Raw genomic sequence first — 22,407 nt, forward strand, 5'->3', positions numbered from 1 at the left:
GTACCTCGGTCGGATGGTCAGGGGACGACGGGTCGTGCGGTCAGCGGGGTGCCGTCCACGGTGACGGCTCCGGTGGCCGGGTCGATCGGCGGAGCGGCTGCCGGTTTGCCGTCGCGGCTGACGATGCCGACCTGGCGGCCGTCCCGGGTGATGATCCAACCGCCCTTGAGCCGGGCTCCGCGCACTTCGGCGGCGGCCCGGTACAGCCCTGCCGGCTTCCTCGCCTCCGCGGCCGTGAACGGCCAGGTCCGGTCGCCGATCCTGACTGCTCCGGTGACCTCGCCCCCGGTCAGATTGCCGTCCAGCCTGGCGCCGGTCTCCCCCGTCAGGTGCATGTCCCCGTCGGCCTCGACGGGGCCCCGCAACCACGCCTCCCGGGTGCGGCCGTCGCAGAAGTACGCGATGGCCTTGTCGCCGCGGACCGAAACGGCGACGGACGCGGTGCCGTCCCCGGTCCGGCCCGTGTACTCGGCCTGCGGCAGGGCACTGGAGACCGCAGTCGACGGCGGGGTGCGGGCAGGCGTCGGCGACGCGGGGTTCGAACTCGGGCTCGGGCTCGGCAGCCCAGGGGTGCTGGGAGCCGTGCTGGCCGCCGACGAGGGCGCGGGTTCACCGGTCGTGGCGTTGAGCGACAGCATGAACAGGCCGAGAACCAGCCCGGCGAGCAGGGTGACCAGCGGTCCTGGGTGCTTCATCGGAGTCTTCCGCAGGGACGGCGGGTAGGGGCGACTCCATGGAAACGGACGCGACGTTACGTGTCCACCGATCGCGCTCCGTGATGGTCCGGGTGGCGGCAGTGTTCGCCTCGGGTGACATTGTCGATGTTTTCCCTTTTCGTCCCTCGAAAGGCAGGACCATGGCGGGAAACGATCTCGGTAGCCTCATCGGCTCGTTGCTGGGCAGCGGTCAGAGCGGTCAGAACGGCGCGGGAAAGATCCTGGGTGCACTGCTCGCCGCGTTCAACGGAGGTGACGAGGCCACGACGGCGTCGTCCAACGGCAGCCCGCTCAGCGGCCTCATGGACAGCCTCAGCAGGTCCGGACTCGTCGAACAGGCCCAGTCCTGGATCGGAACGGGCGAGAACAAGCCGGTCAACGGTGCCCAGATCGCCGAAGCCCTGCCGGATGACACCCTGAAGAAGGTCGCCCAGGAGGCGGGTGTGTCCACGCAGCAGGCCGCGGACGAGATCGCCCAGTTCCTGCCCAAGGCCGTCGACAGGCTGACCCCGAACGGGCACCTCCCGCAGGCCCACTCGCTGGAGGAGCTCTTCGGGGCGCGGCGGTCCTGACCGCACTCGAACGCGCCGTGGCGACCGTCCCCCGGTCTCGGAGGACGGGCGCCGCGGCGGCGTTCCCGGACCGCTGACTAGGCTGGTCGGAGCACTTGCCGAGCGTGAAGGAGCACGAAGTGGCGGTACGAGCCGTCCGGGGAGCCGTCCAGCTGGAGCGGGACGAGTCCGGTCACATGGACGAGCGGGTCGGCGAGTTGCTCACCGCCATCCTGGAACGCAACCGGCTCGCGGCGGACGATGTGATCAGCATCTGGTTCACTGCCACGCCCGATCTGCACAGCGACTTCCCGGCCGCGGCGGCCCGCGCGCTGGGGATCGTCGACGTTCCGCTGATCTGCGCGCAGGAGCTGGACGTCGACGGTGCCATGCCGCGCGTCGTGCGGATCCTCGCGCACATCGAGTCCGACGTGCCCAAGTCGAAGATCGCGCACGTGTACCTCGGTGCCGCGGCCGCCCTCCGCAAGGACATCGCCCAGTGAGAACCGCCGTCGTCATCGGAACCGGACTGATCGGCACGTCCGCGGCGCTGGCGCTGTCCGGCCGCGGGGTCACGGTGCACCTCAGGGACCACGACCCGGCTCGTGCGAGGACCGCGGCGGCGCTCGGTGCGGGCACGGACGAAGCACCCGAAGGGCCCGTCGACCTCGCCGTCGTCGCCGTACCGCCCGCCCACGTGCCCGCCACCCTCGCCGAGGCGATGCGCGCCGCGACCGCCCGTGGCTACCTCGACGTCGCCAGCGTCAAGGGCGGTCCGCGTCGGGAGCTCGAGGCCCTCGGCGTGGACATGTCTGCGTACATCGGTACGCACCCGATGTCCGGCAAGGAGCGCTCCGGACCACTGGCCGCGACCGCCGACCTCTTCGAGGGCCGTCCCTGGGTGCTCACCCCGACCCGGGACACCGACACCGAGGTGCTGAACCTGGCCCTGGAGCTGGTCGCCCTCTGCCGCGCCGTGCCGGTGGTGATGGACGCCGACGCCCACGACCGGGCGGTCGCGCTCGTTTCGCACACCCCGCAGCTGATCTCGTCCATGGTCGCGGCCCGCCTCGCGGACGCCGACGAGACCGCGGTGCGCCTGTGCGGACAGGGCATCCGGGACGTGACGCGGATCGCGGCGTCCGACCCCTCGATGTGGCTGGAGATCCTCTCGGCCAACCCCGGGCCGGTCGCCGACGTCCTCGCAGGCGTCGCGGCCGACCTCGACGGGACGGTCCGCGCCCTACGAGCCCTGCAGTCCTCCGACGAGGACGAGCGCAAGGACGGCACGAACGGCGTCGAGGACGTGCTGCGACGCGGCAACGCCGGTCGGGAGCGGGTGCCCGGCAAGCACGGGGCCGCCCCGACCGCCTACGAGACCGTCGCGGTCCTCATCAGCGACCAGCCGGGTGAGCTCGCCCGCATCTTCGCGGACACCGGCCGTGCGGGCGTCAACATCGAGGACGTCCGCATCGAGCACGCCACCGGCCAGCAGGCCGGCTTGGTGCAGCTCATGGTCGAGCCCGCCGCGGCTCCGGTGCTGTCCGCGGCCCTGCGGGAGCGCGGCTGGGCCCTGCGTCAGTAGGACCCCCCCACTGCCCGGCACCCGCCCCGGCCCGCCCACTGCCCGACACCGGCCCCGGGCGCACCGCCCGGGCCCGGCCCCGTGGCGCGGGCTCGGGCCGGGGTCCCCCGCACGGGTGCATGGCAGGTTGCCGCACTCGGTAACCTTGTGCGGGGCACCTTGGCATTCCGGCCTGCCCGCAAACGCGTATGAGGAAGGTCTCCGACACCGTGGAATCCGTGATCGTCGCCATCGACGGCCCCTCCGGCACGGGCAAGTCGAGCACCTCCAAGGCGGTCGCCGCAGAGCTGGGCCTGAGCTACCTGGACACGGGTGCGCAGTACCGGGCGATCACCTGGTGGATGATCAGCAACGGCGTCGACGTCGCCGATCCCGAGGCGATCGCCAACGCCGCGGGGAAGCCCGCGATCGAGTCGGGCACCGATCCGCTCGCGCCGACGATCACCGTCGACGGGGTGGACGCCGCCGGTCCGATCCGCACGCAGGAGGTGACCGCCAAGGTCAGCGCCGTCAGCGCGGTCCCCGAGGTGCGCGCCAGGATCACCGAGCTGCAGCGGTCCATCGCCGCCGCCGCCGAGAAGGGCATCGTCGTCGAGGGCAGGGACATCGGCACCACCGTCCTGCCCGACGCGGACCTGAAGGTCTTCCTCACCGCCTCGCCGGAGGCCCGCGCCGCACGTCGCAGCGGTGAGCTCAAGGGCAAGGAGGCGGCCGACCTCGCCACCACCCGCGAAGCACTGGTCAAGAGGGACGCGGCCGACTCCAGCCGCAAGACCTCTCCGCTGGCCAAGGCCGCAGACGCCGTCGAAGTCGACACCACCGAGCTCACCCTCGCGCAGGTCATCGAGTGCGTGGTCACCCTGGTGGAGGAGCGCCGGGGTACGGCTGAGTACGAGGAGAAGCGGGCCGCCCGGTGACCGTACCGTCCACGAGGGGCGCCGCCGTCGGCCGGCGGATCGGCATCGGCCTGATGTACGGGCTGTGGAAGCCCCGGGTCCTCGGAGCCTGGCAGGTCCCGGCCGACGGGCCGGTCATCCTCGCCGTCAACCACGCGCACATCATCGACGGGCCGATGCTCATGGGTACGGCCCCCCGTCCGGTGCACTTCCTCATCAAGAAGGAGATCTTCGTCGGTCCCCTCGGCCGTTTCCTCCGCGGGATCGGCCAACTCGAGGTGGACCGCGACAGCACCGACCGCGCCGCCGTCACCCATGCCCTCCGCGTCCTCGAATGCGGTGGCGTCCTCGGGATCTTCCCCGAGGGGACCCGCGGACAGGGCGACTTCACCTCGATCCGCGCCGGCCTCGCCTACTTCGCCGTGCGCTCCGGCGCGCCGATCGTGCCGGTGGCCGTGCTCGGCACCACGGGCCGCGACGGCAGGGAATCCGACGAGGCGGGCGACCGGTCCGCCCGCGGCGGGCGGCTGATACCGGCCCTGCCGCCGCTGCGCAGCCGGTGCGACATCGTCTTCGGCGAGGCGTTCCGGGCCGGGGACGGCAGCGGCCGCCGTACGCGCAAGGCGCTGGACGAGGCGACCGTGCGCATCCAGGAGCGGCTCACCGCCCACCTGGAAAACGCAAAGCGCCTCACGGGCCGCTGAGCGAGACTTCAGTAGTGGGCCCGCGGCTCCCGCCGAGCGCTCACCGACCACCACGAATGAACGAGGAACGGACTTCATGAACGACCAGCACGACCACGGGGCACTCGGCGACACCGAGTACGCGGAGTTCATGGAGCTCGCCGCGGAGGAGGGCTTCGACCTCGCGGACGTCGAGGGCGCGATCGAGGAGGCGGGACACGGCCCGCTGCCCGTCCTCGCCGTCGTCGGCCGTCCGAACGTCGGCAAGTCGACCCTGGTGAATCGCATCATCGGCCGTCGTGAGGCCGTCGTGGAGGACAAGCCGGGCGTCACCCGCGACCGCGTCACGTACGAGGCCGAGTGGGCCGGTCGCCGCTTCAAGGTCGTCGACACCGGCGGCTGGGAGCAGGACGTCCTCGGCATCGACGCCTCCGTCGCCGCCCAGGCCGAATTCGCCATCGAGGCCGCCGACGCCGTCGTCTTCGTCGTGGACGCGACCGTCGGGGCCACCGATACCGACGAGGCCGTCGTCAAGTTGCTGCGCCGCGCGGGCAAGCCGGTCGTGCTCGCCGCCAACAAGGTGGACGGCCCCTCCGGCGAGGCGGATGCCGCCATGCTCTGGTCGTTGGGGCTGGGCGAGCCGTTCCCGGTCTCGGCACTGCACGGCCGGGGCACCGGAGACCTGCTCGACGAGGTCCTCAAAGCCCTTCCCGACGCGCCCGCACAGACCTTCGGCAGCGTGGTCGGCGGCCCGCGCCGCATCGCGCTCATCGGTCGCCCGAACGTCGGCAAGTCCTCCCTGCTGAACAAGGTGGCGGGCGAAGAGCGCGTCGTCGTCGACGAGATGGCGGGCACCACCCGCGACCCGGTCGACGAGCTCATCGAACTCGGCGGTACCACCTGGAAGTTCGTGGACACCGCGGGAATCCGCAAGCGCGTCCACCTCCAGGAGGGCGCCGACTACTACGCCTCGCTGCGCACCGCGGCCGCGGTCGAGAAGGCGGAGGTCGCCGTCGTCCTCATCGACACCAGCGAGTCCATCTCGGTCCAGGACCAGCGGATCATCACCATGGCCGTCGAGGCGGGCCGGGCGCTCGTCATCGCCTACAACAAGTGGGACACCCTCGACGAGGAGCGGCGCTACTACCTGGAGCGCGAGATCGAGACCGAGATGCAGCAGGTTTCCTGGGCGCCCCGGGTCAACGTCTCGGCCCGCACCGGCCGGCACATGGACAAGCTGGTGCCGGCGATCGAAACCGCGCTGGAAGGCTGGGAGACCCGCGTTCCGACCGGGCGGCTCAACGCCTTCCTCGGCGAGCTGGTGGCGGCGCACCCGCACCCGATCCGCGGCGGCAAGCAGCCCCGCATCCTCTTCGGCACCCAGGCGGGCACGAAGCCGCCCCGCTTCGTGCTGTTCGCCTCCGGCTTCCTGGAGCACGGCTACCGACGCTTCGTCGAGCGTCGGCTGCGCGAGGAGTTCGGCTTCGAGGGCACCCCGATCCACATCTCGGTGCGGGTGCGCGAAAAGCGCGGGAAGAAGAAGTAGCCCACACGACGAAGTGGGCGGGGGGGCTGCCGCCCCGGCCACTTCGCGTCTTCTCACATGCTTCGTCGGGGTGCCGGCGGCAGGGCCGTGTGGGTGTGCGGGTGCCGAGCGCCCGTGTGCCAGAAGGGGTGTCCGCCGAATCCTGCCTGACCGGTGAATCCGCCGCGGCCGACCGCCCCCGACCTGCCGCTGTCGAACGCCGTGAACTCCAGGTCCTCCTCGCCACTTCGGTCCCCGGGCAGGGTCCGGAACGCCATGCGGTACTCGGAGCACAGCGCGTCGTAGATGGGGGTGGGGGACGGTTCCACCGAGGCGTCGTGCGCCGTGCGCATGGAAGGGATCAGGCCCTCGTACGGCTGCCGGTTGGGGTCGTATGTGTGCACGTCTGAGCCAACGACCCGCATGCCACTGGGATGCGGTCGCGTCCGGGGGATAGCGGGTCGGAAGCGTCATGCTGCGACACGGAGGTCCTCACGTGCCGGCCAGGGGCATGGCGGCGGCCACGAGCCGGCCGTTCGCCGCGGCCTTGTCCAGTGCGTCGCGCAGCAGGTCCTCGCGCGGCTGCTGGCCGATGGATCCGACCGGGGCGGCGAACACCAGCACCGTGTGCGACTTGTTGGCCGCCGTACGCCATCCCTCGGTGACCTGGAGCGGCTGATGGGCCTGCCACCAGGCGACCTGACCGGCGCCTCCGGTCCCCGGCTGCAGCACGGCGTGCAGCTGGCCCATGGCGAGCAGCACCGACCATCCCGGCAGGGTCCGCGGCACCTGGTTCACGGCGGAGACCGGCAGGAATCCCTGCTCGATCAGCAACGGAAGGAAGTCGTCGCCACCGCCGGCCGACCCGGGACGGGCGATCGGGGACGTCGGCTCGACCACGAGCGCAGGGTGCAACTCGTCCTCGATCAGGACCAGTCCGCTCGTCACGCCGAGCACGGCCTGCTCGGGCGCCCCGCCCAACGGCGCGTTCTGACCCTCGTACGGCTGTGCGGCGGTGGCCTGTGCCCCGCCGGTGATGGAGCGGACGGCTCCCCGGAGTTGCTCCTCGGCGACCTGGACGACCTGGGAGGGGATGCAGCTGGCGTGGGCGAAGGCGAGGACAGCGGTCTCCTCGCCGACGAACAGCACGGTGCTGGTGCGTTCCTGCGCGGAGTCTCCCGGGGTGCGGCAGGAGGTGCAGTCGTAGCTGCCCGGGGCGTTCTCGCCGGCGAGCAGCCGGTCGGCTTCTTCGTCGCCGATCTCGGCGCGTACGTCCTCGCTGACGTCGAGCATGCGCGGCACGGGTGGCTCCTCGGACTCGGTGCGTGGTTGCTGCCGGGCGGTACCCGGCTCATGACGAGCACAACGGGCGAGTCGCTGCGGGAGTCACGCGGGAAGCGGACCGCAGGAGACAGATCGTCACAGTGACAGATCGACAAATCGTCGACAGGGCGAGGCGGTCTACGTCCCCGGAGGGAGTCCACGCGCGGCGACGGCCACTCGAACGGCGCGCCGAACCGGGAATCCGACGGGTCCTTACGGGCCCGGCTCGGCCCCGGACTGCGGGCTCCCAGTACAGTCGCTTGTCGATGACCATGAACCCCAGGGGAGTGCACCGGCGCATGCACATCTCGTTCCTGCTCCACAACGCCTACGGGATCGGCGGGACGATCCGCTCCACCTTCAACCTGGCGGAGGTCCTTGCCGAGCGCCACGACGTGGAGATCGTCTCGGTCTTCCGCCACCGCGAGGAGCCGACGCTCGACGCCCCCGCGGGAGTCCGCATGCGCCACCTCCTGGACCTGCGCAGGGGCAGCCCCACGTACGACGGGACGCACCCCGACTACACCCGGCCCGCACGGGTGTTCCCGCGCGGCGACGGCCGCTGGAAGCAGTACAGCCGCCTCACCGACGCCCGGATCGCCGCCCACCTGAAGACGCTCGACGCCGACGTCGTCGTCGGCACCCGACCCGGACTGAACGTCCACATCGCCCGCCAGGCCCGCCGCGGTCCCGTCCGGGTGGGGCAGGAACACCTCACGCTGGACAGCCACGGGTACCGGTTGCGCCGCGAGATCGGTCACCGCTACGCCATACTCGACGCGATCACCACCGTCACCCGGGCCGACGCGCAGTCGTACCGCACCCGGCTGAGGCTGCCCGGAGTGCGGATCGAGTCCGTGCCCAACAGCGTGCCCGCGCCTACCGTCGCGCCCTGCGACGCCACGAGCAAGTGGGTGATCGCGGCCGGTCGGCTCACCCGGGTCAAGCGCTATGACCTGCTGGTCAAGGCCTTCTCGAAGGTGGTCGCCGAGCGCCCCGACTGGCGGCTGCGCATCTACGGCAGTGGCGATGCGACCGGCAACGAGAAGAACTCCCTCCTGACCCTCGTCGAACAACGCGGACTGCACAACCACGTCTTCCTGATGGGGCCCGCCAACCCGCTGGAGCCGGAGTGGGTCAAGGGCTCGCTCGCCGCCGTCACATCGAGCATGGAGTCCTTCGGGATGACGATCGTCGAGGCGATGCGCTGCGGTCTGCCCGTCGTCTCCACCGACTGCCCACACGGTCCCGGCGAGATCATCGAGGACGGGGTCGACGGACGTCTCGTTCCCGTCGGCGACGAGGACGCGGTCGCCGACGCCCTCCTCGGCCTGATCAACGACGATGAACTGCGGCGGCGGACCGGCGAGGCGGCCCTCGCGGCATCGGCCCGGTTCGACCCGCAGCGGATCGCCGAACGCCACGAGGCGCTCTTCACCGAGCTGCTCTCCCGGGGCGGGAACGGCCGGACCCGCGGCGTCCTGCGGGACGCCGTGCACCGCTCGCGCGGTGTGGTGCTCGACGCGGCCTACGGCCTGAGGTACAAGGCCGCCGATGTGATGCGTAAGGGGAGGACGGCATGACCACGTCCAGCGGGCGGCGGACGCCGCGTGCCGATTGCATCGCCGACTCCGCGGGCGGCATCACCTTCGACATAGCGGGGCTCGCGAGGCCCGGCGCCGCCCTCGTACTGCGCAGGCGGGGCGGCACGGCCACGACGGACACCGTGCGGCTGCCGCTCACCCCCACCGGTACGGACCGTTCGCGTGCGGTGCTGCCGAGCACGATGGAGCTGGCCGAGGGCCACTGGGACGCGCACACCGACGACGACACGGCCGTCGAGTCCGGGATCCGCGACCTGCGGTCGCTCATCGACCGGGTGCCCGACGCCGGGCGGGTCGCCGCCCGTGTGCCGTACCCGACGACCACGGGCCGCCTCGCCGTCCGCTCCTGGGTGCGCGAACCGCACGCCGAGGCCGGCGACATCACTTTCGAACAGGGAGCGTGCACGGTTCGGGGCGCGCTGTACGGAGCGGAGCCCGGGGACGGAGCGTCGGTCGAGGCCAGGTCGGGCGACACCACGCACCGGGCCGCGGCGGCCTGTGCGGGCGGGGAGTTCTCCTTCACCCTGTCGTTCTCGACGCTCGCCGGTGAGCCGGACGGGATGCCCACAGGAACCGACCGGCAGTGGACGCTCTGGCTGCAGCCGGCGGCGGGCGCAGAACCGGTGCGGATCTCGCGCATCCTCGACGACGTGTGGGACCGTCGGAACGTCTACGTGTATCCCGTGCACGAGACCGAGGGCTACCGGGCCGTCCCCTGCTACAACGCCGAGAACGACCTCTGCATCCGGCTGACGGCGCCGGCGGTGGCCGACGGCGCCGTCAGCCACCGCCGGTGAACCCGGGCCGACGCCGGTCGTGGGGTCCCGTGGGCGGGCCGGGCGGCCTCCCGGCGACCCCGCGTTCGCGGCCGGGGATCACGCCGCTCGAAGCCGCCGGTGCGGGCGCGGGCGAAGACGGCCTCGCGGACCTCGTCCGTCCTGATCTGCTGGCACACTCACCCCATGCTGGAAACCTCGGCACGACTCCTGCGTCTGCTCTCCCTGTTGCAGGCTCATCGCGAATGGTCGGGCGCCGACCTGGCGGAGCGGCTCGGCGTCACGCCGCGCACCGTCCGGCGGGACGTCGACCGGCTGCGTGAGCTCGGCTACCCCGTCAACGCGAGCCCGGGCACCGGCGGCGGCTACCAGCTCGGCGCGGGGGCGGAGTTGCCGCCCCTGCTCCTCGACGACGAGGAGGCCGTCGCCGTCGCGGTCGGCCTGCGGACCGCCGCGGGCAACGGCGTCGAGGGCATCGGCGAGACGTCCGTACGTGCCCTGGCGAAGCTGGAGCAGGTGCTCCCCCACCGGCTCCGCCGCCGTGTGTCGGCGCTCAACGCCTTCACCGTTCCGATGGTGCGGGCCCCCCGGGCACAGGCCGACCCCTCCGTGCTGACCGAGCTCGCCAACGCCTGCCGGGACAGCGAGCGGCTGCGCTTCGAGTACCGCGACCACCAGGGGGCCGCGACCCGCCGCACGGTGGAACCGCACCGCTTGGTGTGTACCGAACGCCGCTGGTACCTCGTCGCCTGGGACGTGGAGCGCGCCGACTGGCGGACGTTCCGGGTGGATCGGATCACGCCCAGGCCGCCGCACGGTCCGCGGTTCGCCCCGCGCACGCCGCCGGCCGAGGACCTTGCGGCGTACGTGTCGAAGGGCGTGTCGACGGACGCGTACGCGGAGCGGGCGGTGATCAGGCTGCGCGTTCCCGCGGAACGGGCGGCGGACGCGGTGCCGCCGTCAGCCGGGGTCGTCGAGCCCGAGGGTCCGGACAGCTGTCTGCTGCACACGGGTGCCGCCAACCTGGACGTGATGGTCATCCACGTGGCGCTCATGGGTTTCGACTTCGAGGTGGTCGAGCCGCCGGAGCTCACGCTGCACGTCAGGGCGATCCGGGACCGGTTGTCCCGGGCTCTCGGGGAGTGACCTGTCGTACCGGGGCCGTGGCGAACCCGGGGTGGTTCAGGTCGAACGCCGGGGACTCCGAGCGCACCCGGGGGATGGCTTCGAAGTTGTGGCGGGGCGGTGGGCAGGAGGTCGCCCACTCCAACGATCGTCCGTACCCCCACGGGTCGTCGGTGGTGACCCGGGCACCGTACTTCTGCGTCCTCCAGACGTTGTAGAGGAAGGGCAGCGTGGAGAAGCCCAGCAGGAAGGCGCCGATGGTCGAGACCGTGTTGAGCGTGGTGAAGCCGTCGGCCGCCAGGTAGTCCGCGTACCGGCGGGGCATGCCCTCCGCCCCCAGCCAGTGTTGTACCAGGAACGTGATCTGGAAGCCGATGAAGAGCGTCCAGAAGTGGATCTTGCCGAGGCGTTCGTCGAGCATCCGGCCGGTGAACTTCGGCCACCAGAAGTAGAAGCCGGCGAACATGGCGAAGACGACGGTGCCGAAGACCGTGTAGTGGAAGTGGCCCACGATGAAGTAGCTGTCGGTGGTCGGGAAGTCCATCGGCGGGGAGGCGATGATGACCCCGGTCAGCCCTCCGAACAGGAAGCTCACCAGGAAGCCGATGCACCACAGCATCGGCGTCTCGAACGACAGCGAGCCGTTCAGCATCGTGCCGGTCCAGTTGAAGAACTTCACCCCCGTCGGCACGGCGATCAGGAAGGACAGCAGGGAGAAGAACGGGAGGAGGACCGCGCCGGTGGCGAACATGTGGTGCGCCCACACCACCACCGAGAGCCCGGTGATGGCCATCGTGGCCCCCACGAGCGTCGCGTAGCCGAAGATCGGCTTGCGGGAGAAGACGGGGATGATCTCCGTGATGATGCCGAAGAACGGCAGGGCGATGATGTACACCTCGGGGTGGCCGAAGAACCAGAACAGGTGTTGCCACAGCAGGGCGCCGCCGTTGCCGGGTTCGAAGACCACCGAGCCGAACCGGCGATCGGACTCCAGCACCAGCAGCGCCGCCGCCAGCACCGGGAACGCCACCAGCACCAGGATGGTGGTGAACAGCACGTTCCAGGTGAAGATCGGCAGACGGAACATCGTCATGCCAGGGGCGCGCATACCGATGATCGTCGCCAGGAAGTTCACCGAGGTGAGGATCGTGCCGAAGCCGGAGAGCGCCAGTCCCATGATCCAGAGGTCGACTCCGGTACCGGGGGAGCGGTCCAGACTGTTGAGCGGAGCGTACGCGGTCCACCCGAAGGCGGCGGGACCGGTCGGTACCAGCAGCGATGCGAGGACCATCAGCCCGCCGAAGAGGAACAGCCAGTACGACAGCATGTTCAGCCGGGGGAAGGCCACGTCGGGGGCGCCGATCTGCAGGGGCACGATCTCGTTGGCGAATCCGGCGAAGGTAGGGGTCGCGAAGAGCAACAGCATGATCGCGCCGTGCAGGGTGATGGCCTGGTTGTACGACTGGTTCGACAGGAGTTGGAGGCCGGGACGGGCCAGCTCGGCGCGCATCAGCATGGCCAGGAGCCCGGCGATCAGGAAGAAGCCGAACGACGTGACCAGGTACAGGTGTCCGATCTTCTTGTGATCGGTGGTCGTGAGCCACTCCACCACCACTCGGCCCTTCGGGCGCGGTGGCGCCGACGAGGAGGTGGTCTCGGCGGTGCCCGTGCCCATCGTTGCCCCCTCGCGGTCCGCGGCACGGGGCCTCGTCCAGCAGTGGTTCGGTCTCGGACTGGAGGCACGATGCTAGTCACGCGCCCCCGTGCGACCGGGCGCTGACACGGCTGCGCGTGCACGGGATACGCGAACGGGTGATCGACCGATTCATCCGTAAGTGTGATCTGCGTAAGGAAGGTCCGTTTTCGGCTGGTGGTCGAACGCGGAATTGTGAGCGGGGCGGCGGAATTCCGCATCCATTTCCCGGCCGGATCCCGGCCTGCGGGAATTCTGCGCAATTCCTGCACCGGCGCCCCCGTTTCGCCTGCGTCGCTGCCCGAATCGCGGTCAAACGCTTGCCTTGATCTTGTGACACAAGTGTGACCGGTGGGGTATGTGAGGTGTCTGGCGCGTGTGCGCACGCCTCTGCGGGGCCCGACGCGACAGCCTTCCGTCACCGTCCGCTGCCACCTACGGTGATCCCATGGCACCGACACCGACACCCCCGGAACAACCCGACGACGCACCCGAGTCGTACGTCGGCCTCGACGCCGACCGGGCCGCGCAACTCGCCCGCAGCCGGGGGTGGACCACCGTCAGGGCACTCCCGCCGGGATCGATCATCACGATGGAGTACCTGCAGGGCCGGCTGAACTTCGAGGTCGACCAGGACACGGTGGTCCGCTGCTGGAAGGGCTGAGCCGGCCCGGCCCGCACCGCGGGCCGGTGCGGGCGTCACCAAAGGCGAAGGCCCCGACGACCGTCGGGGCCTTCAGCGGGAAGCCGGGCGGCTGCGTGCCGCATCGCCGTACCCGGCGTCAGCCGCCCGCCAGGTGACGCGAACGCGATGGTCTGCGGCTGCCGACCGGCGTGACGGGCGTGCGCTCCGAGCGCACCGTGTGCGGATGCTGGCGCGCCTGGGCGAGCTGGGCCTTCGTGGTGCCGGACGGCGCCGCCGAGGCACTCCGGGAGGTCGTCCGACCCGAGCCGGCCCCGACCGGCTGGCGCACCGGCTCGCCGCTCCCTTCTGCCACCGCGCGCTGGGCGAACATCGTGGGCCGCAGCCCACCGGCAGCGACCGGCAGCGAAGGCACCGGCCGACGGCGGGCGCGCCACTGGTCGCGCAGCGAGAGGATGAAGGACTCGGTGTGGCCGATCAGCGGCTCGCACCACGGCAGGGCGAGCAGGATCAGCAGCCCCGCGGCCCAGCCGAGCAGCACGTCGCTCAGCCAGTGCGTGCCGAGGTAGACGGTCGTCAGCCCGACGCCGAGGGCGACCACGGCCGAGAGCGCCGACAGATAGCGCCTCGCTCTCGGGGTGGTGGCCAGGTACGCGAGGATTCCCCAGGTCACGACGGCGTTGGCGGTGTGTCCTGAAGGAAATATATCGCCGCCGGCGAAGAGCTCGGCGGAGCCGATCTGTGTCGCGTAGTGGGGGCCGAGGCGGCCCAGCCCGAGCTTCACCGCTCCCACGGTCGCGTTCAGCAGGAGCAGCGAGGCGCCGAGGGCCAGCAGCGGGCGAAGGGTGTGCTGGCGCCAGGAGCGCCAGCCGAGCCATGCCGCCACCATCACGGCGGTGGGGCCGCGCTGTCCGAGGACGACGAAGTAGTCGAGGAACGCATGGAGTTCCGGCCACTGCTGGTAGGGCCGGAAGAGCATGACCTTCCAGTCGACGATCACCAGCCAGGACGAGATGAGCACGGCGACGACGATGGCCAGATAGAACGCCGACGTCCCGCCGAAGAGGGCGAGACGGGTGCGGCTTATCCGCGGGATCTCTATCTTCGGCGGCTCCGGCTCCCGGTCCAGACGGGCAAAGATGTCGGTACGCACCCAATCGACGTTACAGCGAGTGAGTGTGGCGGCAGGCCGAACCAGGCTCTTCGTGATGACGATGTGATGTGGAGTAGGTCTCAGTCGTACATTCATTCAAAGGGGCGGGGGAATTCTGAGAGGCCGGGTTCCGTCAATTCGGGCGACTCATTTCGGATATGTGTTTGTAGACGGAGAAAAGCGTTCATGCGATTGCTCCACCGGATTCCGGGGCCGTTTGGAGCACTTGGGGCGGCACCCTCCGGGTACCCGGGCGTGGCGTACGCCACACCGTGGTCCCGGACGAGGTGAGAGGTGCACCACGCGCCGGCGCCCCGGACTCGCGTACCCTGGCTGATCACTCGCCCGTCGATGCCGGGCCGACCGAGGGACCCGACCGGTCCCCGTCGGGCCCGCCGAGCGCGAGGGAATCACCTGGGAGGTACGTACATGAATCGGACGACCACGGCCGCACGCCCGCGTGCCACCGGTGGCGGTGCCAACCGCTGGGTCGTCCTCCTCGTCCTGTGCGTGAGCCTGCTGTTCGTCGCGCTGGACGCGACCGTGCTGCACGTCGCCGTACCCGCCGTCACCGAGGACCTGCGCCCCAGCGGGGTCGCTCTGCTCTGGATCGTCGACGCCTACCCCCTGGTGTGCGCGTCGCTGCTGATCCTCTTCGGCACGCTCGGCGACCGGGTGGGGCGCCGCCGCATCCTGCTGCTCGGCTACGCGCTCTTCGGCGTGGCCTCCGCCGTCGCAGCGCTCGCGACCACCCCCACGGTGCTCGTCGCCGCCAGGGCCCTGCTCGGCGTCGGCGGCGCGATGATCATGCCGGCGACGCTCTCCATACTTCGGGCGGTCTTCCCGGACCGCCGTGAACGAGCCACCGCCATCGGCATCTGGACCGCCGTCGCCGCGGTGGGTGCCGCGACCGGGCCCGTGCTGGGCGGCTTCCTCGTCCAGCACTTCTGGTGGGGCTCGGTCTTCCTGATCAACATCCCCCTGATGGCGCTGATCCTGCCGGTCGGACGGTGGCTGCTCCCCGAGTCCCGGGGCAACGGTGATGGTCCCTGGGACGTGCTCGGCGCTCTGACGGCCGCGACCGGCGTCCTCGGTGTGGTCCTCGGCGTGAAGCGCCTCGGCGCCGGCGACGGGCTCGCCGATCCGTGGACCACGGGCCCGCTGGTCGTGGGTGCCCTGCTGGTCGCCCTGTTCGTCCGCCGCCAGAAGCGCCGTACCCACCCGCTCATCGACATCCGCATGTTCGCGCGGGCGACGTTCTCCACTTCGGTCGGCTGCATCGTCCTCGCGATGCTGGCGCTGGTCGGCCTGGAACTGATCGCCGTCCAGTACCTCCAGCTCGTCCTCGGACTGAGCCCGCTCGAGACCGGTCTGCGGCTGCTTCCGCTGACCTTCGCGGCCATGGCGGCGGGTGCCACCGGCTCGTTCACCCTGGGGCGCCTCGGGCCACGCCGGATGGTCGGCTGGGGTTTCGTCCTGACCGCTGCAGCCGTGCTGCTGCTGACCTTGATGGGGCAGCACGACCGGCCGCTGTTGCTCACCTGCGGGTTCGTCCTGCTCGGTTTCGGCCTGCAGACCACGCTCTTCGCCGCCTACGAGTCGATGCTCAGTGAAGCACCCGCCGAGCAGGCCGGCGGTGCCGCGGCCATCGGCGAGACTTCCTACCAGCTGGGTGCAGGGATGGGGATCGCGCTGCTCGGCAGCGTCATGAACGCCTCCTACGCGCCTGGCCTCGATGTGGTGACGAGCGCCCCGCAGGCGGCCCGGTCCGCCGCGGCCAACTCGTTGGGCGAGGCCTACCAGGTGGCGGCGCAGCTGGGCGGCCCGGTCGGCGAGGCGCTGCACCTCGCGGCGCGCCGTTCCTTCGTCCACGGCCTCCACGTGACGCTCTTCGTCAGCGCCGGCCTGTTGCTCGCAGGAGCGCTGGCGGCCCTCCGGCTCCCGACGGTCATGGAGTGCGCGGCCCGTGAGGCGGAGCCGTCCGAACTGCCGGGTGTGCCCGAGCAGCCGACGGGCGCTCAGACCTACGACGGCTCCGTGTGCGAGAAGACCCGTCGCGAGTCGGACGTGTCGATGGCCGGTCGCCGGCCGGACGTACCGCCGGCCCGTCGTGAAGTGTCCGTCCCGGCACGCCGCACGCCCGCGGAAGCAGCTGCTCCCGCCCGCTCTGGACGCACGGCACACTGAGCCGTAACGTCAGCGCCGAGCATTAACTACCACTGCTAGGTTCTGGCCCAGCCCGCGTGAGCCGTCGGAGGCACCCCATGTCCGCATCCTCGAAGCCGCCGCCCTTCGACCCCGCCGATCCGCTCGGCATCGACGACCTCCTGGGCCCGGAGGACCTGGCGATCCGTGACACCGTCCGTGCCTGGGCCGCCGACCGGGTGCTGCCGCAGGTGGCCGACTGGTACGAGCGCGGTGAACTCCCCGCCATCCGCGAACTCGCCCGCGAGCTCGGTTCGATCGGAGCCCTCGGGATGTCCCTGACCGGGTACGGCTGCGCGGGTGCCACCGCGGTCCAGTACGGATTGGCCTGCCTGGAACTGGAAGCCGCCGACTCCGGTATCCGCTCCCTGGTGTCCGTCCAGGGCTCGCTCGCCATGTACGCGATCCACCGCTTCGGCTCGGAGGCGCAGAAGCAGCGCTGGCTGCCGTCCATGGCGGCGGGCGAGACCATCGGCTGCTTCGGGCTGACCGAGCCCGACCACGGCTCGGACCCGGCGGGCATGCGCACGTACGCCAAGCGCGACGGCTCCGACTGGGTGCTGACCGGTCGCAAGATGTGGATCACCAACGGCTCGGTGGCCGGGGTGGCGGTGGTGTGGGCGCAGACGGACGAGGGCATCCGCGGCTTCGTCGTGCCGACCGACGCCCCGGGCTTCTCGGCGCCCGAGATCAGGCACAAATGGTCGCTGCGTGCCAGTGTCACCAGCGAATTGGTCATGGACGACGTCAGGCTGCCCGCCGACGCGGTGCTCCCGCAGGTCAGCGGACTGCGCGGTCCGCTCGGCTGCCTGAACCACGCCCGCTACGGAATCGTCTGGGGGGCGATGGGCGCGGCGCGCTCCAGCTTCGAGGCCGCCCGCGACTACGCCATGACGCGCGAGCAGTTCGGGAAGCCCATCGGGGGTTTCCAGCTCACCCAGGCCAAGCTCGCCGACATGGCCCTCGAACTGCACAAGGGGATCCTGCTCGCCCACCACCTGGGCCGGCGGATGGACGCGGGAACGCTCCGGCCGGAGCAGGTCAGTTTCGGGAAGCTCAACAACGTGCGGGAAGCGATCGAGATCTGCCGCACCGCGCGCACCATCCTCGGTGCGAACGGCATCTCGCTCGAGTACCCCGTGATGCGTCACGCGACCAACCTCGAGTCGGTGCTCACCTACGAAGGCACCGTCGAGATGCACCAGTTGGTCCTGGGCAAGGCGCTCACCGGCCTCGACGCCTTCCGGTAGACCGGCGAGCGCCCTGCTCAGCTCTGGTTGAAGAAGCTGTCCTGCCCCTGGCCCGTGGACTCCCCGTTGACGATCTCGGTGTCGGCGGGGGTCAGCAGGAAGACCCGGGTGGCCACGCGCTCGATCGATCCGCGCAGCCCGAAGGTCAGCCCGGCTGCGAAGTCGACGACCCGCTTGGCGTCGGAAGGCTCCATGGAGGTCAGGTTGATGATGACCGGGACGCCGTCACGGAAGAGCTCCCCGATCGCCCGCGCGTCACGGAAGCCGTCCGGGGCGATGGTCGCGATCCTGCGGCCCTGCTCCTCGGCCGACTCGGAGGCCACCTTGACCCGCGGGTCGGTGACCCACTGGTCGCTCGTTCCAGAACCCTCGGCGTACTCGTCGTCGTAGTAACGCTCGTCGTTGTCCTCGACGAGACCCAGCCATGCACTCGCCTTGCGCACCGATCCCATGGACGCCTCCTTTCAACCGCGGTCACTCGTGGTTCCGCATCCCTATGGTCGTCCATAATGCGGATTGAGCGCCAAGTGGATAGTCGCCGCGCGCGGGATTCGTGACGGGACTGGTGCAGAAGATGTGATGATTCGTCAAGATTTGTCCAGCGTAGGGGCCCTGTCGGGCTCATATGGAAGCAAAATATGAATCTCCCTCCAGACGGGTGATCGAGGGTGCGTACGGGTGAACGACAGGCCTCGGTACGATGCGTGGCCGCGCACGCGAACGACTCCCGGGGGACCGTCTTGTTCGGAATCGTCAGGCCATGTACCCATCGGCTCACGGACGGCCTCAAGGCCGAGTGGGTGGCTCATCTCTGCGGACTCTGTCTGGCCCTCCGTTCGGAGCACGGCCAGTTCGCCAGGGTCGTCACCAACTACGACGGCCTGATCGTCTCCGTCCTGACGGAGGCTCAGGTCAAGCGCGCGCCGGAGCAGCGGCGCACGGCGGGGCCGTGCCCGTTGCGCGCGATGCGGACCGCGCCGGTCGCGCGGGGTGAGGGGGCGAGGCTCGCCGCTGCCGTTTCCCTGGTGCTGGCGTCCGCGAAGGTGCAGGACCACGTCGCCGACCGGGACGGGGTGTTGGCGCACAAGCCGGTCGCCAGGGCGGCCCGCCGGGTCGCGGCGGGCTGGGACCGTGCGGGCGCCAGGGCCGGTGCCGAGCTCGGCTTCGACACGGCGGTGCTGGTCGACGCGGTGGACCGCCAAGCCGGGATCGAGTCACTCGCCGGTCCGGGCACCCCGTTGCTCGTGGTGACCGAGCCGACGGAGACCGCAACGGCGGCGGCCTTCGCACACACCGCGGTCCTGGCCGGCAGGCTGCAGAACGTCGCCCCCCTCGCCGAGGCCGGAAAACTGTTCGGACGGCTCGCCCACCTGCTTGACGCTGTGGAGGACCTGGAAACTGACGCGGCGTCGGGCACCTGGAACCCGCTGACGGCGACGGGTACGACCCTGTCCGAGGCGCGCCGCCTCGCCGACGACGCGGTGCACGGCGTCCGGCTCGCCTTGCGGGACGCGGAATTCGTCGACGACAGGCTCGTCCACGTGTTGCTCGCGCACGAGCTGCGGCAGTCCGTGAACCGCGCGTTCGGCACGACGACCTGCTCCCACCAGGGCCATGACCAGCAGCCGCCGCAAGGCGGTCCCCACGGTGGCGGAGCACGACCGGCCGGCCCGTACGGTTCGGGCCACCCGCACGGCGGTGGGCGCCATCCGGGTGGTCCCGGTGGTCCCGGTGGTCCCGGTGGTCCCGGTGGTCCCGGTGGTCCCGGGGAGCCGCCGCCGCAGTTCGGCGGCCGGCAGCCGAAGCCCGAGCCCCGGGGGTTCCTGGCGGGTTGTGCGGTCTTCATCGGGCTCTTCTGCACGTGCCGGATCTGCTGTGCGAACGCGTACGAAGGGCCGTGGTCGCGGAAGAAGCGCGAGGGCTGCTGCCGCAACTGCGACTGCGGCGACTGCAATCTGAGCGGGTGCGACTGCTGCTGTCCCTGCGACGGTTGCTGACGACCGTCACGGACGTGTCGTGCGACGGCGGGACCCGACGGTCGGTGACGACGGTGGCCTGGAGCGGGGTCGGGTGGCCCTGGACCATGACGGCGCTGGTCGGCACCACGACGACCACGCTGTACGGGCCGTCGACGTGGCGAAGGCCGCCGTGGAGAGGCTCCCCATCGAGATCGGGGGGCGTGCGGACCGGGCGCCGGCGCGACCGGCGAGGGCGGCGTGCAGAGTGCGGCCGGGTGCCCGTCCGGCACCCCTGAGCCCGAGGATCGAGGCCGCCTCCCGTGGTGTGGCCGCGTCCAGGAGGAGCGGAGCGAGGGTGGCGACGGCGGCGGCGGCGTGCAACCGCGAAGGCCGACAGTGTGGGGGCGCCGGCCAGCGGTAGGAAAGGGGCGGCTGCGGCCGACGCGACGGTGCCGGCAACCGTGGAGCCGGAGCCGGAGCCGACCGGGGCTTCGGGCGCGGTGCGCGTCGCCCGGGCGGGGGCGGGAACGGCGTCGGAGGGGAGGACGCCGGTCAGTAGGACAGGGGCGCGGTGCCACCAGGTGGTCGGTGCGCAGGGCGGTCAGGGGCACGAAAACGGCGGCGTGAGCCCTACGACGCCGTCGTCATCGGTTCGGGTCCCACCGGATGTGTCGCCAGCCTCTCCACGGCCCACGGCCCACGCGGGCCGTTGCCGTCCGGCGCGACGGCCGTCTGCGCGAGCGGTCGACCATGCTCGCTCGGCTCGGAACCGTTCTCCGATGCACTGGGCGTGCACGGAGTACGGCGTCCGCTGACGCACAGTCAATTCCGCGCTCCACTGAGCCCCTGCCGCGATCTGACGGCGGGGCTCGACGTGCTGCACACTTCCGTGGGGATCGACATCGCGGTCGGTCGTCGAAGGAGCGGGGTGGATGAAGCGCATCGGAGTGACCGGCCACAGGAGCATCCCGCCAGAGGTCCTCGGTCATGTGCAGGCGGTGATCAAGGCGGTGATGTGTCGCAACGCAGGGGCGGTGGAAGCGCTGTCCAGCCTCGCCGAGGGAGCCGACCAACTCTTCGCCGACATCGCCCTGGACTGTGGTGCCGAGCTGACCGTGGTGATTCCGAGCGGCGACTACGAGGCCGGCTTCGAGGACCCGCAGGTCCTGGCTGGCTACCGGCGGCTCAAGGGTCGGGCCAGTCAGGAGGTCAGGATGGCCTTCCCCCACTCCACGGACGAGGCCTACTACGCCGCCGGCGCCTACATCGCCGATCACTGCGACCGTCTGCTCGCGGTCTGGGACGGTCGCCCCGCCCGCGGACTCGGCGGCACCGGCGACATCGTCCGGTACGCCCGGGAGCGGGGCAAGCCCGTCACGGTGATCTGGCGAGACGGCGTGGAACGAAGCTGATGTTCCCTCAACTTCGGTGTTGCACAAGCCAGTCGGTGTGCTGGGGCGACACGATCCGTTCGGTCTCGTAGACCGCGGAGGGCCACTGGTGCTCGGTCACGGAGGTCTCCATGGCGATGTGGATCGCCGCCAGGTCCTCCTCCACCAGTGAGTGGGCCGCTATCAGCGGCTGGTGCCTGCGGATCTCGCTCCACGCGAGGCAGGCCGCGGCCGCGGCGGACAGCAGCCCCGCCGGTTCGGCGGAATCGCTGACGGAGAAGGTGCGCAGCAGCCCGAACAACAGCGCGAGCAGGGTGAGCAGGCTGATCGTGACCGTCCACAGGACGGTGGCGCGCCGGGAGACCTCGGCCCGCCGGTGGTACCAGTTGCGCTGCTCGATCAGACGGTCCCGCACGTACGTCTCCTTGCGGACACTGAAGACCTTCTCCCGCAGCAGTCGCATCGGTGTCGTGATCAGTTCCGTGGAGGCGGCGTTCCCCCCGTCCTCGCGCGGATCGACCCAGCCGACCTTCCGGAGCTCCTGGAGTCCTTCGTCGATCCTCGTGTTGAACAGGGCGTCCGGATCAGAGCAGTCGGAGTCGAAGGGGGCGCCGTGCACGGCGTAGCGCCAACACATCGAGCGGATGAACTCCGCTGCGGAACGGTTGAGTTGCCAATGCGACTTTGCGCGGTGGCGCGAGCCGCGCAGGCTCACCACGAGCACACCGGCGTACGCCAACGCGCTGAGCAAGCCCATGAGTTGGAAGGAGTCTCCGATCCTCCCCCGCCACGGCAGCACGGCCAGTGTCGCGCCCAGGACCAGCAGGAGCAGCTGCTGCCGGGTGCTGCCCACCGCCTGCCGTTGTCGTGCGATGGCTGCCTCGTCCGTGCGGTGAAAGAGAACCGGCAGATCAGCGTTTCGGAAGACCATGCTTTGCAGATGGCCGGGAATCCTGGCCATGCGCCCCCCTCTGCGGATATGACTTCACTCGTTCGATGGAATGGCGTGTTCCGTTCGGAGTGGGGAATACTCGCGCAACGCTTTTGTTTCAGCTCTACGTGCCGAGTTGCTGTGGGTGGCCATGAGGGTAAAGTCGTGCCGCCGACACTGCAACGGTGCACGGCGCCCCCCTGTTCGCACTACTCCTCTAGGACGGCCGTCGTGACCTTCCAGACCTCAGTCAGCTTTGCCGGCGCGAAGAAGAATCGCGTGCCGGTCACCGAGATCGACGTGCGCGGCGTGGACGCCGCCAAGAAGCTGGGCCGGCTGCGGCCCGCGGCCTACGACCGCACCGCACGAATGTCCACTTTCAACTCTGCGCTCTAGTCG

22 protein-coding genes are annotated in these 22,407 nt (G+C 70.7%); 15 read left to right on the plus strand and 7 right to left on the minus strand.

The genetic code is table 11. The features are described from left to right. Nucleotides 1-17: 17 nt before the first annotated feature. Nucleotides 18-695, minus strand: coding sequence for a hypothetical protein (locus ACFXOM_RS10870; RefSeq protein ID WP_384943928.1), 678 nt, complete (start codon nucleotides 693-695; stop codon nucleotides 18-20). 161 nt (nucleotides 696-856) lie between these two features. Between ACFXOM_RS10870 and ACFXOM_RS10875 the strand changes: the two genes are divergently transcribed. From ACFXOM_RS10875 to der, 6 genes are all read left to right on the plus strand, one after another. Next, on the plus strand, nucleotides 857-1,288 hold the full coding sequence (locus ACFXOM_RS10875) for a YidB family protein (protein ID WP_384943926.1): 432 nt from the start codon (nucleotides 857-859) through the stop codon (nucleotides 1,286-1,288). 119 nt (nucleotides 1,289-1,407) lie between these two features. Continuing rightward, nucleotides 1,408-1,770: a chorismate mutase gene (aroH, locus tag ACFXOM_RS10880; RefSeq protein WP_384940436.1), complete on the plus strand. Its 363-nt coding sequence runs from the start codon at nucleotides 1,408-1,410 to the stop codon at nucleotides 1,768-1,770. Further along, nucleotides 1,767-2,852, plus strand: a complete 1,086-nt coding sequence (locus ACFXOM_RS10885; protein WP_384940434.1) for a prephenate dehydrogenase — start codon at nucleotides 1,767-1,769, stop codon at nucleotides 2,850-2,852. Before aroH ends, ACFXOM_RS10885 begins: the two co-directional genes overlap by 4 nt. 209 nt (nucleotides 2,853-3,061) lie before the next feature. Beyond that, nucleotides 3,062-3,769 carry a (d)CMP kinase gene (cmk, locus tag ACFXOM_RS10890; protein WP_384940432.1) on the plus strand — a complete coding sequence of 236 codons (708 nt, stop codon included), beginning with the start codon at nucleotides 3,062-3,064 and terminating at the stop codon, nucleotides 3,767-3,769. 53 nt (nucleotides 3,770-3,822) lie between these two features. Then, on the plus strand, nucleotides 3,823-4,452 hold the full coding sequence (locus ACFXOM_RS10895) for a lysophospholipid acyltransferase family protein (RefSeq protein ID WP_385037869.1): 630 nt from the start codon (nucleotides 3,823-3,825) through the stop codon (nucleotides 4,450-4,452). A gap of 76 nt (nucleotides 4,453-4,528) precedes the next feature. Continuing rightward, nucleotides 4,529-5,977, plus strand: coding sequence for a ribosome biogenesis GTPase Der (der, locus tag ACFXOM_RS10900; RefSeq protein ID WP_384940430.1), 1,449 nt, complete (start codon nucleotides 4,529-4,531; stop codon nucleotides 5,975-5,977). A gap of 53 nt (nucleotides 5,978-6,030) precedes the next feature. Here the strand turns inward: der and ACFXOM_RS10905 are convergent, their stop codons facing one another. Continuing rightward, complete coding sequence (locus ACFXOM_RS10905; RefSeq protein ID WP_385037693.1) at nucleotides 6,031-6,381, minus strand: hypothetical protein; 351 nt, start codon at nucleotides 6,379-6,381, stop codon at nucleotides 6,031-6,033. A 67-nt stretch (nucleotides 6,382-6,448) separates the two neighbouring features. After that, a complete protein-coding gene (locus tag ACFXOM_RS10910) occupies nucleotides 6,449-7,258 on the minus strand; it encodes a hypothetical protein (protein ID WP_384940426.1) in 810 nt (269 codons plus the stop codon). A 320-nt stretch (nucleotides 7,259-7,578) separates the two neighbouring features. Here ACFXOM_RS10910 and ACFXOM_RS10915 point away from each other — a divergent pair, with 320 nt between their 5' ends. The 3 genes from ACFXOM_RS10915 to ACFXOM_RS10925 all read left to right on the plus strand — a co-directional run bounded on the left by ACFXOM_RS10915 (nucleotide 7,579) and on the right by ACFXOM_RS10925 (nucleotide 10,805). Further along, a complete protein-coding gene (locus ACFXOM_RS10915; protein WP_384940503.1) occupies nucleotides 7,579-8,862 on the plus strand; it encodes a glycosyltransferase family 4 protein in 1,284 nt (427 codons plus the stop codon). Continuing rightward, nucleotides 8,859-9,680, plus strand: a complete 822-nt coding sequence (locus tag ACFXOM_RS10920) for a hypothetical protein (protein ID WP_384940424.1) — start codon at nucleotides 8,859-8,861, stop codon at nucleotides 9,678-9,680. The genes ACFXOM_RS10915 and ACFXOM_RS10920 overlap by 4 nt, the downstream gene beginning before the upstream one ends. A gap of 165 nt (nucleotides 9,681-9,845) precedes the next feature. Continuing rightward, nucleotides 9,846-10,805 (plus strand): helix-turn-helix transcriptional regulator, encoded by a 960-nt coding sequence (locus tag ACFXOM_RS10925; protein ID WP_384943924.1) that lies wholly within the window; start codon nucleotides 9,846-9,848, stop codon nucleotides 10,803-10,805. Here ACFXOM_RS10925 and ctaD read toward each other — a convergent pair. Then, nucleotides 10,762-12,459 carry a cytochrome c oxidase subunit I gene (gene ctaD, locus ACFXOM_RS10930; RefSeq protein ID WP_384940420.1) on the minus strand — a complete coding sequence of 566 codons (1,698 nt, stop codon included), beginning with the start codon at nucleotides 12,457-12,459 and terminating at the stop codon, nucleotides 10,762-10,764. The two genes, ACFXOM_RS10925 and ctaD, sit on opposite strands and share 44 nt — an antisense overlap. 466 nt (nucleotides 12,460-12,925) lie before the next feature. Between ctaD and ACFXOM_RS10935 the strand changes: the two genes are divergently transcribed. Continuing rightward, complete coding sequence (locus ACFXOM_RS10935) at nucleotides 12,926-13,141, plus strand: I78 family peptidase inhibitor (protein WP_384940418.1); 216 nt, start codon at nucleotides 12,926-12,928, stop codon at nucleotides 13,139-13,141. 118 nt (nucleotides 13,142-13,259) lie between these two features. Here the strand turns inward: ACFXOM_RS10935 and ACFXOM_RS10940 are convergent, their stop codons facing one another. Continuing rightward, nucleotides 13,260-14,273 carry a phosphatase PAP2 family protein gene (locus tag ACFXOM_RS10940; RefSeq protein WP_385037696.1) on the minus strand — a complete coding sequence of 338 codons (1,014 nt, stop codon included), beginning with the start codon at nucleotides 14,271-14,273 and terminating at the stop codon, nucleotides 13,260-13,262. A gap of 429 nt (nucleotides 14,274-14,702) precedes the next feature. Between ACFXOM_RS10940 and ACFXOM_RS10945 the strand changes: the two genes are divergently transcribed. Together ACFXOM_RS10945 and ACFXOM_RS10950 are read left to right on the plus strand one after the other, a co-directional pair. Further along, nucleotides 14,703-16,460 (plus strand): MFS transporter, encoded by a 1,758-nt coding sequence (locus tag ACFXOM_RS10945; RefSeq protein ID WP_385037699.1) that lies wholly within the window; start codon nucleotides 14,703-14,705, stop codon nucleotides 16,458-16,460. Between the two features lie 77 nt (nucleotides 16,461-16,537). Then, nucleotides 16,538-17,728 carry an acyl-CoA dehydrogenase family protein gene (locus tag ACFXOM_RS10950; RefSeq protein WP_384940414.1) on the plus strand — a complete coding sequence of 397 codons (1,191 nt, stop codon included), beginning with the start codon at nucleotides 16,538-16,540 and terminating at the stop codon, nucleotides 17,726-17,728. A 17-nt stretch (nucleotides 17,729-17,745) separates the two neighbouring features. Here ACFXOM_RS10950 and ACFXOM_RS10955 read toward each other — a convergent pair whose 3' ends face one another. Further along, complete coding sequence (locus tag ACFXOM_RS10955) at nucleotides 17,746-18,180, minus strand: cell division protein SepF (protein WP_384940412.1); 435 nt, start codon at nucleotides 18,178-18,180, stop codon at nucleotides 17,746-17,748. A gap of 288 nt (nucleotides 18,181-18,468) precedes the next feature. Between ACFXOM_RS10955 and ACFXOM_RS10960 the strand changes: the two genes are divergently transcribed. Both ACFXOM_RS10960 and ACFXOM_RS10965 read left to right on the plus strand, forming a co-directional pair. Beyond that, nucleotides 18,469-19,725, plus strand: coding sequence for a DUF5685 family protein (locus ACFXOM_RS10960; RefSeq protein WP_385037702.1), 1,257 nt, complete (start codon nucleotides 18,469-18,471; stop codon nucleotides 19,723-19,725). An 893-nt stretch (nucleotides 19,726-20,618) separates the two neighbouring features. Then, nucleotides 20,619-21,098, plus strand: coding sequence for a hypothetical protein (locus ACFXOM_RS10965; RefSeq protein ID WP_384940409.1), 480 nt, complete (start codon nucleotides 20,619-20,621; stop codon nucleotides 21,096-21,098). A 7-nt stretch (nucleotides 21,099-21,105) separates the two neighbouring features. Here the strand turns inward: ACFXOM_RS10965 and ACFXOM_RS10970 are convergent, their stop codons facing one another. Continuing rightward, the gene (locus ACFXOM_RS10970) at nucleotides 21,106-22,008 is read right to left on the minus strand and encodes a DUF4231 domain-containing protein (protein ID WP_384940501.1); all 903 of its coding nucleotides are present in this window, start codon (nucleotides 22,006-22,008) and stop codon (nucleotides 21,106-21,108) included. A 231-nt stretch (nucleotides 22,009-22,239) separates the two neighbouring features. On the opposite strand from ACFXOM_RS10970, the gene ACFXOM_RS10975 reads away from it, so the two are divergent. Then, the gene (locus ACFXOM_RS10975) at nucleotides 22,240-22,404 is read left to right on the plus strand and encodes an FXSXX-COOH protein (RefSeq protein WP_384940408.1); all 165 of its coding nucleotides are present in this window, start codon (nucleotides 22,240-22,242) and stop codon (nucleotides 22,402-22,404) included. Nucleotides 22,405-22,407: the final 3 nt, after the last annotated feature.

It is taken from the genome of Streptomyces sp. NPDC059169 (assembly GCF_042755225.1).
Classification (GTDB): domain Bacteria; phylum Actinomycetota; class Actinomycetes; order Streptomycetales; family Streptomycetaceae; genus Streptomyces.

Coding starts and splice junctions, on each gene's coding strand:
- ACFXOM_RS10950 (WP_384940414.1), top strand. CDS start 16,538: ATGTCCGCATCCTCGAAGCCGCCGCCCTTCGACCCCGCCGATCCGCTC.
- ctaD (WP_384940420.1), bottom strand. CDS start 12,459: ATGGGCACGGGCACCGCCGAGACCACCTCCTCGTCGGCGCCACCGCGC.
- ACFXOM_RS10915 (WP_384940503.1), top strand. CDS start 7,579: ATGCACATCTCGTTCCTGCTCCACAACGCCTACGGGATCGGCGGGACG.
- ACFXOM_RS10965 (WP_384940409.1), top strand. CDS start 20,619: ATGAAGCGCATCGGAGTGACCGGCCACAGGAGCATCCCGCCAGAGGTC.
- ACFXOM_RS10970 (WP_384940501.1), bottom strand. CDS start 22,008: ATGGTCTTCCGAAACGCTGATCTGCCGGTTCTCTTTCACCGCACGGAC.
- der (WP_384940430.1), top strand. CDS start 4,529: ATGAACGACCAGCACGACCACGGGGCACTCGGCGACACCGAGTACGCG.
- ACFXOM_RS10905 (WP_385037693.1), bottom strand. CDS start 6,381: ATGCGGGTCGTTGGCTCAGACGTGCACACATACGACCCCAACCGGCAG.
- ACFXOM_RS10935 (WP_384940418.1), top strand. CDS start 12,926: ATGGCACCGACACCGACACCCCCGGAACAACCCGACGACGCACCCGAG.
- ACFXOM_RS10945 (WP_385037699.1), top strand. CDS start 14,703: ATGAATCGGACGACCACGGCCGCACGCCCGCGTGCCACCGGTGGCGGT.
- ACFXOM_RS10895 (WP_385037869.1), top strand. CDS start 3,823: ATGTACGGGCTGTGGAAGCCCCGGGTCCTCGGAGCCTGGCAGGTCCCG.
- ACFXOM_RS10875 (WP_384943926.1), top strand. CDS start 857: ATGGCGGGAAACGATCTCGGTAGCCTCATCGGCTCGTTGCTGGGCAGC.
- ACFXOM_RS10955 (WP_384940412.1), bottom strand. CDS start 18,180: ATGGGATCGGTGCGCAAGGCGAGTGCATGGCTGGGTCTCGTCGAGGAC.
- ACFXOM_RS10920 (WP_384940424.1), top strand. CDS start 8,859: ATGACCACGTCCAGCGGGCGGCGGACGCCGCGTGCCGATTGCATCGCC.
- ACFXOM_RS10870 (WP_384943928.1), bottom strand. CDS start 695: ATGAAGCACCCAGGACCGCTGGTCACCCTGCTCGCCGGGCTGGTTCTC.
- ACFXOM_RS10925 (WP_384943924.1), top strand. CDS start 9,846: ATGCTGGAAACCTCGGCACGACTCCTGCGTCTGCTCTCCCTGTTGCAG.